This is a genomic window from Micromonospora sp. KC721, assembly GCF_004348355.1.
GTDB lineage: Bacteria > Actinomycetota > Actinomycetes > Mycobacteriales > Micromonosporaceae > Micromonospora.
Window position 1 is genome coordinate 1 of record NZ_SMJY01000214.1, and the last position, 10,029, is coordinate 10,029.

Consider the following 10,029-nt stretch of genomic DNA (forward strand, 5'->3'; position numbering starts at 1 on the left):
CCTCCCACCGCCCCGCCCCGCAGATCATGAGGTTGCCGTAGCTCGGTCCGGCGTGTCGTCGGACAACCGCATGCTCGACGGAAAGTGGGAGCGCACTTCCGGTCTGTCACCGAAGGGTCGTGGGCGGCTACTCTGGGCGGACCGTCGGGATCGACGGTCGTCGGCTGGGGAGGCCGCGATGGGCCGTGCGATGAGGAGTGTGGCTGCCGGGTGGCTGGCGCTCGTGCTGCTGTCCGGCTGTGCCAGCAGCGACGGGTTCGACGGTGATCTGACCGACGACTGGGCCGCCCTGCCTTCTCCGGGTCCGTTCACGCCCGAGGCGGGGGTGTGCCAGGTCGCCGGCTTCACCGACACCGTAGCTCTCGACGCGTACGCGCCGGTGGACTGCGCGGTGCCGCACCGGGTCGAGACGGTACACGTCGGTGCCTTCCCCGCCGACCGGGCGGAGCCCCCGGCCACCGGCTCGCCCGAACTGCGTGGCGCGTTCGCCGAGTGCGACACGAAGGCCACCGGGTACGTCGGCGACGACTGGCGCGCCGGCCGACTGCGGCTGGCCGTGGCGCTGCCCACCCGGCCCGGCTGGGCGGCCGGCTCCCGCTGGTACCGCTGCGACCTGAGCGAACTGGACACCACCGAAGCCGCTGCCAAGGTGCTCACCCGCACCGGCAGCCTCCGCGACGCGCTCAAGGGGCCGTCGAAGCTGCGGCTGGGTTGTCAGCGGACCACCGAGGGCGGCGTTCGGGTGCGAACCCTCACCCCGGTTGACTGCGCGGTCGCCCACGACGCCGAGTTCGTCGGGGTGTGGCGGTCGCCCGACCGGCCGTACCCGACGAAGGACGCCGACTGGGCGCCGCTCTACGCCGGCTGCCGTTCCGTGCTCGGCCGGTACGTCGGCGTGCCCGACGACGCGGACCTGCGCTTGCGCAGCGGCGTGGTGGTACGCCCGCCCGGCGCGGGCCGCTGGCGGGTGGGTGACCGGGGGGTCCGCTGTTACCTGTGGCTGAGCGACCGTACGGTGACCACCTCGCTGAAGGGCGCCGGTCCCGCCGGCCTGCCCGTCCGGACGAAGTAGCCAAAACCACTCGTCGTGCCCCCGCCGCCCGGGACGAGGATGCTTCGGGTTGACTGTTTCCATGGACCTTCCGACCGTCGACCTGCCGGCCCTGCCCCGCCTGCTGGCCGCCCCCGCGCCCGGCTGGGTGGAGACCACCGACGTGATCGTGGTGGGTTCCGGGGTCGCCGGTCTCACCGCCGCGCTGCACCTGCGTGAGGCGGGCCTGCACGTCACCGTCGTCACGAAGGTCAACATCGACGAGGGCTCGACCCGCTGGGCGCAGGGCGGCATCGCGGCGGTGCTCGATCCCGCCGACACGCCGGCCGCGCACGCCCGCGACACCGAGATCGCCGGAGTCGGGCTCTGCGACCCGGCGGCGGTGCGGGTGCTGGTCGAGGAGGGGCCGACCCGGCTACGCGAGCTGATGCGGCTCGGCGCCGAGTTCGACCGCCACCCCGACGGCTCGCTGATGCTCACCCGGGAGGGCGGGCACCGGGCCGACCGGATCGTGCACGCCGGCGGCGACGCGACCGGGGCCGAGGTGCAGCGGGCCCTGCACGCGGCGGTCCGTCGCGACCCGTGGATCCGGCTGGTCGAGCACGCCCTGGTGCTGGACCTGCTCCGGGCACCCGGCGACGGCCCCGACTCGCTCGGTGCGGCCTGCGGCATCACCCTGCACGTGCTCGGCGAGGGCAGCGAGGACGGCGTCGGGGCCATCCTGTCCCGGGCGGTGGTGCTGGCCACCGGCGGCATGGGGCAGGTCTTCGCGGCCACCACCAACCCGGCGGTCTCCACCGGTGACGGGGTGGCGCTGGCGATGCGGGCCGGCGCGGCGGTCACCGACGTGGAGTTCGTGCAGTTCCACCCGACCGCGCTGATCGTTCCGGAACCCGCCCGGCTGCCCGGTGCCGGCCTGGCCCAGCAGCCGCTGGTCTCCGAGGCGCTGCGCGGCGAGGGCGCCCACCTGGTCGACGGCGACGGCAAGCGGTTCATGGTCGGTCAGCACGAGTTGGCCGAACTCGCCCCCCGGGACGTGGTGGCCAAGGGCATCCATCGGGTGCTGCTGGCCACCGGGGCCGATCACGTCTGGCTGGACGCCCGCCACCTCGGCGGGGACTTCCTTGCCGGGAGGTTCCCCACCATCGTCGCCTCCTGCCTGGCCATCGGCGTGGATCCGGCGGTCGACCTGATCCCGGTCGCCCCGGCTGCCCACTACGCCTCCGGCGGCGTCCGGACCGACCTGCGTGGACGGACCTCCATCCCCGGCCTGTACGCCTGCGGCGAGGTCGCCTGCACCGGCGTGCACGGCGCGAACCGGCTGGCCAGCAACTCGCTGCTGGAAGGGCTGGTCTTCTCCCGCCGGATCGCCGAGGACATCGCCGCCGGCCTGCCCGAGCAGGCGAGGCCGGCGCAGACCGGTGCCTGGGTGGGCGGCGAGGGCTGGCTGGTGCCGGCCGCCGGTACTGGGGCGCTGCAACGGGCCATGACCCGGGGCGCGGGGGTGTTGCGTTCGGCGCGGACGCTCGCGGCGACCGCCGCCACGCTGACCGAGGCCGGCGCGGAGCGGGGTGTGTCGCGTACCGCCGACTGGGAGGCCACGAATTTGATCACCGTGGCGTCGACGCTGGTCGCCGCCGCGTACGCTCGCCAGGAGACCCGGGGCTGTCACTGGCGGGAGGACTTCCCGACGGCCGACGACCGTTGGCAGGGCCATCTGGTCGCGGCGGTCGGGGCGCAGGGCAGGTTGACGTCCCGGTGGGAGGGGTCGGCGTGAACGGCAACAGTGCGACAGGCCCTGCGGGCACCGGGGGAGGAGTGGAATGAGGCAGTCGACGGAGCAGGCGTTGCTTGCCGGTGGCCTCGATCCGGAGCGGGTCCGGCAGGTGGTCGTCGACGCGCTCGCCGAGGACCTCGGCCCGGATTTCCTCGATGTCACCAGTGTGGCGACGATCCCGGACACCCAGACCGACACTGGCGACCTGGTCGCCCGCGCTCCCGGCGTGGTCGCCGGGCTGGCCGTGGCCGCCGCCGTGTTCGAGTTGGTGGGCGAGGTGACCGGAGCGGACCGTACCGTCCTGGTGTCGTTGGTGGCTGACGACGGGCAGCGGGTGGCGCGCGGCGACGTGCTGGCCACGGTGACCGGCCCGACCCGGCTGCTGCTCACCGCCGAGCGGACGGCGCTCAACCTGCTCTGCCGGATGTCCGGAGTGGCCACCCACACCCGGGCGTGGGCGGACGCGCTGGCCGGGACGAAGGCGACGGTGCTGGACACCCGCAAGACCACCCCCGGCCTGCGCGCCCTGGAGAAGTACGCGGTGCGCGCCGGCGGCGGCACCAACAAGCGGATGGGCCTGCACGACGTCGCCATGGTCAAGGACAACCACAAGCTGGCCGCCGGTGGGGTCGCCGCCGCCTACCGGCGGGTCCGGGATGCCTTCCCCGACGTGCCGGTGCAGGTGGAGGTCGACACGGTTGCCGAGGCGGTGGAGGCGGTGGAGGCCGGCGCGGAATTCCTGTTGCTGGACAACATGACCCCGGAGACGCTGCGCGAGGTGGTGGCCCGGGTCGGCGACCGCGCCGAGCTGGAGGCGACCGGCGGGCTGACCCTGGAGATGGCCGCCGGGTACGGGGCCACCGGCGTGGACTTCCTGTCGGTGGGCGCGCTCACCCACTCCTCGCCGATCCTGGACATCGCGCTGGACCTGCGGGAGGAATGAGCCCGGTCGGGGCGGGCCACACCGACCCCGCCCCCGGACGCGGCGTCTAGGCTGCGTGCGTGCTGCTCTGCATCGACATCGGAAACACCAACACCGTGCTGGCGACCTTCGAGGGCGACAAGCTGGTGCACTCCTGGCGGATCAAGACCGACGCCCGTTCCACGGCGGACGAGCTGGGTCTGATGTTCCGGGGACTGCTCGCCGGTGACGCGGTGGAGATCACCGGGGTGGCGGCCTGCTCCACGGTGCCGGCCGCGCTGCGCTCGCTGCGGACCATGCTGGCCCGCTACTACGCCGACCTGCCCAGTGTGATCGTCGAGCCCGGGGTACGCACCGGCGTGCAGCTCGCCATCGACAACCCCAAGGAGGTCGGCGCGGACCGGGTGGTCAACACGCTCGCCGCGTACACCCTCTACGGCGGCCCGTCGATCGTGGTCGACTTCGGTACCACCACCAACTTCGACGTGATCAGCGGTCGGGGCGAGTTCCTCGGCGGCGCGTTCGCCCCGGGCATCGAGATCTCCTTCGACGCGCTCGCCGCCCGGGCCGCCCAGCTGCGCAAGGTGGAGGCGACCAGGCCCCGGTCGGTGATCGGGAAAAACACCGTCGAGTGTCTCCAGTCCGGGCTGTACTTCGGTTTCGCCGGCCAGGTGGACCGGATCGTGGAGCGGATGAGCGAGGAACTGGGCGAGGTGAGGGCGGTCATCGCCACCGGAGGACTCGCCCCCCTGGTGATCAAGGAGTGCCGGACGATCACCCACCACGAGCCGATGATCACCCTGATCGGGCTGCGGATGGTCTACGAGCGCAACACCTGACGGCTTCCCGGTGCTCGGCTGACCGGGCGGGCGGTCCGGGGGCAGGTTGTCTCCGTAACGGCGGCCGGAGCCCTTGAGTACGCTCATGGGCTGACCCGCCGAAACTCCCCGAAGCCTGAGGAAGCGTGCCGTGACCGAGCAGAACGCCGTGCCAGTGGACCCCGCCGACGACCTTCCCGAGCAGATGAAGGTCCGCCGGGAGAAGCGGGACCGGATGCTCGCCGACGGCGTCGAGCCGTACCCGGTCGGGTTCCCCCGGACCAGCACCCTGGCCGAGATCCGCGCCAGGTACGCCGACCTGCCCACCGACACCGCCACCGGCGACCAGGTCTCGGTCACCGGGCGGGTGATCTTCGTACGGAACACCGGCAAGCTCTGCTTCGCCACCCTGCGCGACGGCGACGGCACCGAGCTGCAGGCCATGCTCTCGTTGGACCGGGTGGGCGCGGAGCGACTGGACGCCTGGAAGCGGCTGGTCGACCTCGGCGATCACGTCGGCGTCACCGGTGAGGTGATCACCAGCCGCCGGGGTGAGCTGTCGGTGCTGGCGCAGGAGTGGGCGGTCACCGCGAAGGCGCTGCGTCCACTGCCGGTGGCGCACAAGCCGCTGAGCGAGGAGGCCCGGGTCCGGCAGCGGTACGTGGACCTGATCGTGCGCCCGCAGGCGCGGCAGATGGTCCGTACCCGGGCCACGGCGGTGCGGAGCCTGCGCGACTCCTTGCACGGCGCGGGATTCATCGAGGTCGAGACCCCGATGCTCCAGTTGTTGCACGGCGGTGCGGCAGCCCGCCCATTCGTGACCCACAGCAATGCACTCGACACCGATCTGTATCTGCGAATCGCGCCGGAACTGTTTCTCAAGCGGGCCGTGGTCGGCGGCGTCGACCGGGTCTTCGAGATCAACCGCAACTTCCGCAATGAGGGCATCGACTCCTCGCACTCGCCCGAGTTCGCGATGCTCGAGGCGTACCAGGCGTACGGCGACTACGACACCATGGCCGAGCTGACCCGCAATCTCGTACAGCAGGCCGCGATCGCGGTGGGCGGCTCGACGGTGGTGACGCACGCCGACGGACGCGAGTTCGACCTGGGTGGCCAGTGGCGTTCGGTGACCCTGTTCGGTGCGCTGTCCGAGGCGCTCGGCGAGGAGGTCACCGTCCGCACCGAACGGTCCCGGCTGGTGGAGTACGCCGACAAGGTCGACGTTTCCGTCGACCCCAGGTGGGGTCCGGGAAAGCTCGCCGAGGAACTCTTCGAGGAACTGGTGGTGCCGGGGCTGCAGGAGCCCACCTTCGTCCGGGACTACCCGGAGGAGACCAGCCCGCTGACCCGGGCGCACCGCAGCGAGCCGGGGCTGACCGAGAAGTGGGACCTGTACGTCCTCGGATTCGAGCTGGGTACGGCGTACTCCGAGCTGGTGGACCCGGTGGTGCAGCGGGAGCGGCTGGTCGCCCAGGCGCAGCTCGCGGCCCGCGGCGACGACGAGGCGATGCGGCTCGACGAGGACTTTCTGCGTGCGATGGAGTACGGAATGCCACCGGCCGGCGGCATGGGAATGGGAATCGACCGGCTTCTCATGGCGCTGACCGGCCTGGGAATTCGGGAAACCATCCTCTTCCCGTTGGTCCGCCCGGAGTGACCGGGGAACTTCTCCGGGTCGTTACCGCATCCTATTGACGCGCCGAGCATCTCGCAGGTTATCGTTCTTGTATTGCAGGCAACAACCCCTGCTCGAAAGGAATGTGGGACGTGGCCAAGCAGATCATTCACAAGCTGGTCGATGACCTGGACGGCGGGGACGCGGACGAGACCGTCAAGTTCGCGCTCGACGGCGTTCAGTACGAGATCGACCTGTCGAACTCCAACGCGGAGAAATTGCGCGAGACATTCGCGCCGTACGTGGCGGCGGGCACCCGGGTCGGCCGGGGCGGTGTCGTCGTGGGCGGCCGGGCCGCGCGGGGACGGGGTGGTGCCACCGCGGACCGCGAGCAGAACAGGGCGATTCGAGCCTGGGCGAAGAAGCAGGGCAAGGACATCTCCGACCGGGGTCGTATCCCGCAGGAGATCGTCGACGAGTTCCACGCCTCCCGCTGACCTACGCGACGGTGACACGCCGGTCCGGAGCCTGTCTCCGGGCCGGCGTCGTGCTTCACCGGCGTTCCGAGATCCGGGCGCCGGCCCCTCGCCGCCCCTGGTTGTCCCCTCGCGGCTTCCGGCGAGCCTTTTCGGCCCCGGTATGCTTTCTGTCCGGATATGCGTTTGTTGCTCGGTTGTGGAACGCTGTGTGCGGCGGGGCGCCGGGCCGGTCGTGGCGGGTAGGTGACGGCGCGGCGCGACCCGGGCAGCCTGGAACCCCGGGAACAGGCCCGCCGGCAGGGGTGTTGTCCACAACCGGTGGAGATTGCGTCCACACGCTGTGGACGGCCCATCGGGGCTTCCGGGCGCCTTCCGTACCCGGGTCGAATTTCGCTCTGCGCGTACAGGTCGGGGTGTCGGAACACCTCCTGAGCGCGGAGGGTTGGTCCAAACAACGTCCGAACGGCTCGTCACGGGGACACACGACCTCAGCGGAGTCGGTCGGCGGCGATAGAGTAATGAGGCAAGGACGCCCGTCCCGGACGTCCGCGCACCGGCCCCGCCAAGATCTCGCACATCAAGGCGCACGGCACGTGAGGAGCACGAGGGCATGTTCGAGCGGTTCACCGACCGAGCGCGACGGGTTGTCGTCCTGGCCCAAGAAGAGGCCCGGATGCTCAACCACAACTACATCGGTACGGAGCACATCCTGCTGGGCCTGATCCACGAGGGTGAGGGTGTCGCGGCCAAGGCCCTGGAGAGCCTCGGCATCTCCCTGGAGGGCGTCCGTCAGCAGGTCGAGGAGATCATCGGCCAGGGCCAGCAGGCGCCGAGCGGGCACATCCCGTTCACGCCGCGGGCCAAGAAGGTGCTGGAGCTGTCGCTGCGCGAGGCGCTGCAGCTCGGCCACAACTACATCGGTACGGAGCACATCCTGCTCGGTCTGATCCGTGAGGGCGAGGGCGTCGCCGCCCAGGTGCTGGTCAAGCTCGGTGCCGACCTCAACCGGGTCCGCCAGCAGGTGATCCAGCTGCTCTCCGGCTACCAGGGCAAGGAGCCGGCCGCGGCCGGTGCCGCGCCGGGCGAGGCCGCGCCGTCGACCAGCCTCGTGCTGGACCAGTTCGGCCGCAACCTCACCCAGGCCGCCCGCGAGGGCAAGCTCGACCCGGTCATCGGGCGCGAGAAGGAAATCGAGCGGGTCATGCAGGTGCTCTCCCGCCGTACCAAGAACAACCCGGTCCTGATCGGTGAGCCCGGCGTCGGCAAGACCGCCGTGGTGGAGGGGCTGTCCCAGAAGATCATCAAGGGCGAGGTGCCCGAGACGCTGAAGGACAAGCAGCTCTACACGCTCGACCTCGGGGCACTGGTCGCCGGCTCCCGCTACCGCGGTGACTTCGAGGAGCGCCTGAAGAAGGTGCTCAAGGAGATCCGCACCCGCGGCGACATCATCCTCTTCATCGACGAGATCCACACCCTGGTGGGCGCGGGCGCGGCCGAGGGCGCGATCGACGCGGCGAGCATCCTCAAGCCGATGCTGGCCCGTGGCGAGCTGCAGACCATCGGCGCGACCACCCTGGACGAGTACCGCAAGCACCTGGAGAAGGACGCCGCGCTGGAGCGCCGGTTCCAGCCGATCCAGGTGGGTGAGCCGTCGCTGGCCCACACCATCGAGATCCTCAAGGGCCTGCGCGACCGGTACGAGGCGCACCACCGGGTGTCGATCACCGATGCCGCGCTGGTGGCCGCCGCCACCCTGGCCGACCGGTACATCTCCGACCGGTTCCTGCCGGACAAGGCGATCGACCTGATCGACGAGGCCGGCGCCCGGATGCGCATCCGCCGGATGACCGCACCGCCAGACCTGCGTGACTTCGACGAGCGCATCGCCCAGGTGCGTCGCGACAAGGAGTCCGCGATCGACGCGCAGGACTTCGAGCGCGCCGCTCAGCTGCGTGACAAGGAGAAGCAGCTCCTCGGTCAGAAGGCGCAGCGGGAGAAGGAGTGGAAGGCCGGTGACCTGGACGTCGTCAGCGAGGTCGACGACGAGCAGATCGCCGAGGTGCTCGGCAACTGGACGGGCATCCCGGTCTACAAGCTGACCGAGGAGGAGACCTCGCGCCTGCTGCGCATGGAGGACGAGCTGCACAAGCGCGTCATCGGCCAGGAGGACGCGGTCAAGGCGGTCTCGAAGGCGATCCGGCGTACCCGGGCCGGCCTGAAGGACCCGAAGCGCCCGTCCGGCTCGTTCATCTTCGCCGGCCCGTCCGGTGTCGGTAAGACCGAGCTGTCCAAGGCCCTCGCGGAGTTCCTGTTCGGCAGCGAGGACGCGCTCATCCAGCTGGACATGTCCGAGTTCCACGACCGGTACACGGTCTCCCGGCTGGTGGGTGCCCCTCCCGGCTACGTCGGCTACGACGAGGGTGGCCAGCTCACCGAGAAGGTGCGGCGTCGGCCGTTCTCGGTGGTCCTCTTCGACGAGATCGAGAAGGCCCACCCGGACGTGTTCAACACGCTGCTGCAGATCCTGGAGGACGGTCGGCTCACCGACGGTCAGGGTCGGATCGTGGACTTCAAGAACACGGTCATCATCCTGACCACCAACCTCGGTACCCGGGACGTCGCCAAGGCGGTTTCGCTGGGCTTCCAGGCCTCGGAGGATTCCGAGTCGAACTACGACCGGATGAAGCAGAAGGTCAACGACGAGCTCAAGCAGCACTTCCGGCCCGAGTTCCTCAACCGGATCGACGACACCATCGTCTTCCACCAGCTGCGTGAGACCGAGATCCTCTCGATCGTGGACATCATGACCGCGCGGATCGAGAGCCAGCTGCGCAACAAGGACATGGGGCTGGAGCTGACCGACAACGCCAAGAAGTACCTGGCGAAGAAGGGCTTCGACCCGGTGCTGGGTGCCCGGCCGCTGCGCCGCACCATCCAGCGCGACATCGAGGACAACCTCTCCGAGCGGATCCTCTTCAACGAGCTGACCCCGGGTCAGATCGTGGTGGTGGACTGCGAGGGCGACCCCGAGAACATCGACAAGTCGAAGCTGGTCTTCCGCGGCGCGGACCGCCCGGTGGACGTGCCGGACGCGGTTCCCGCCGACCTCGGCGGCACCGCTGCCGCCGGCGCGGACGAGTAAAGAACGACCGTACGAGGCGACGGCCCGGTGGCATTGCGCCACCGGGCCGTCGCCCTTTTCCATGTCCTCGGCTCGCCGCCGCCTCTCGACCATCCCGCCAAACCGCCTCCGCCAGTTGCGGCGGCTGGGGGTGTCCGGCGCGCTGGATGCCCGCTATATGCGGCAGGCCCAAGGCCAGAGGGCGACGGCGGGCTGCGCTTACCCGGTCAGAGGGCCGGGTGG

At 70.7% G+C, this 10,029-nt stretch carries 7 protein-coding genes; all 7 read left to right on the top strand.

Annotated elements, in window-relative coordinates; all coding sequences use genetic code 11:
• The first annotated feature begins 178 nt into the window (after positions 1-178).
• A complete protein-coding gene (locus E1182_RS26120) occupies positions 179-1,072 on the top strand; it encodes a septum formation family protein (RefSeq protein ID WP_132270116.1) in 894 nt (297 codons plus the stop codon).
• Positions 1,073-1,133: 61 nt separating this feature from the next.
• Positions 1,134-2,828 (top strand): L-aspartate oxidase, encoded by a 1,695-nt coding sequence (locus E1182_RS26125; protein WP_132270119.1) that lies wholly within the window; start codon positions 1,134-1,136, stop codon positions 2,826-2,828.
• A gap of 46 nt (positions 2,829-2,874) precedes the next feature.
• Positions 2,875-3,771 carry a carboxylating nicotinate-nucleotide diphosphorylase gene (nadC, locus tag E1182_RS26130; protein WP_132270121.1) on the top strand — a complete coding sequence of 299 codons (897 nt, stop codon included), beginning with the start codon at positions 2,875-2,877 and terminating at the stop codon, positions 3,769-3,771.
• Between the two features lie 59 nt (positions 3,772-3,830).
• On the top strand, positions 3,831-4,589 hold the full coding sequence (locus E1182_RS26135) for a type III pantothenate kinase (RefSeq protein ID WP_132270123.1): 759 nt from the start codon (positions 3,831-3,833) through the stop codon (positions 4,587-4,589).
• A 130-nt stretch (positions 4,590-4,719) separates the two neighbouring features.
• Positions 4,720-6,228, top strand: a complete 1,509-nt coding sequence (lysS, locus tag E1182_RS26140; RefSeq protein WP_132270125.1) for a lysine--tRNA ligase — start codon at positions 4,720-4,722, stop codon at positions 6,226-6,228.
• Positions 6,229-6,338: 110 nt separating this feature from the next.
• Complete coding sequence (locus tag E1182_RS26145) at positions 6,339-6,683, top strand: Lsr2 family protein (protein WP_165942721.1); 345 nt, start codon at positions 6,339-6,341, stop codon at positions 6,681-6,683.
• Between the two features lie 592 nt (positions 6,684-7,275).
• A complete protein-coding gene (locus E1182_RS26150) occupies positions 7,276-9,807 on the top strand; it encodes an ATP-dependent Clp protease ATP-binding subunit (protein ID WP_132270129.1) in 2,532 nt (843 codons plus the stop codon).
• Positions 9,808-10,029: the final 222 nt, after the last annotated feature.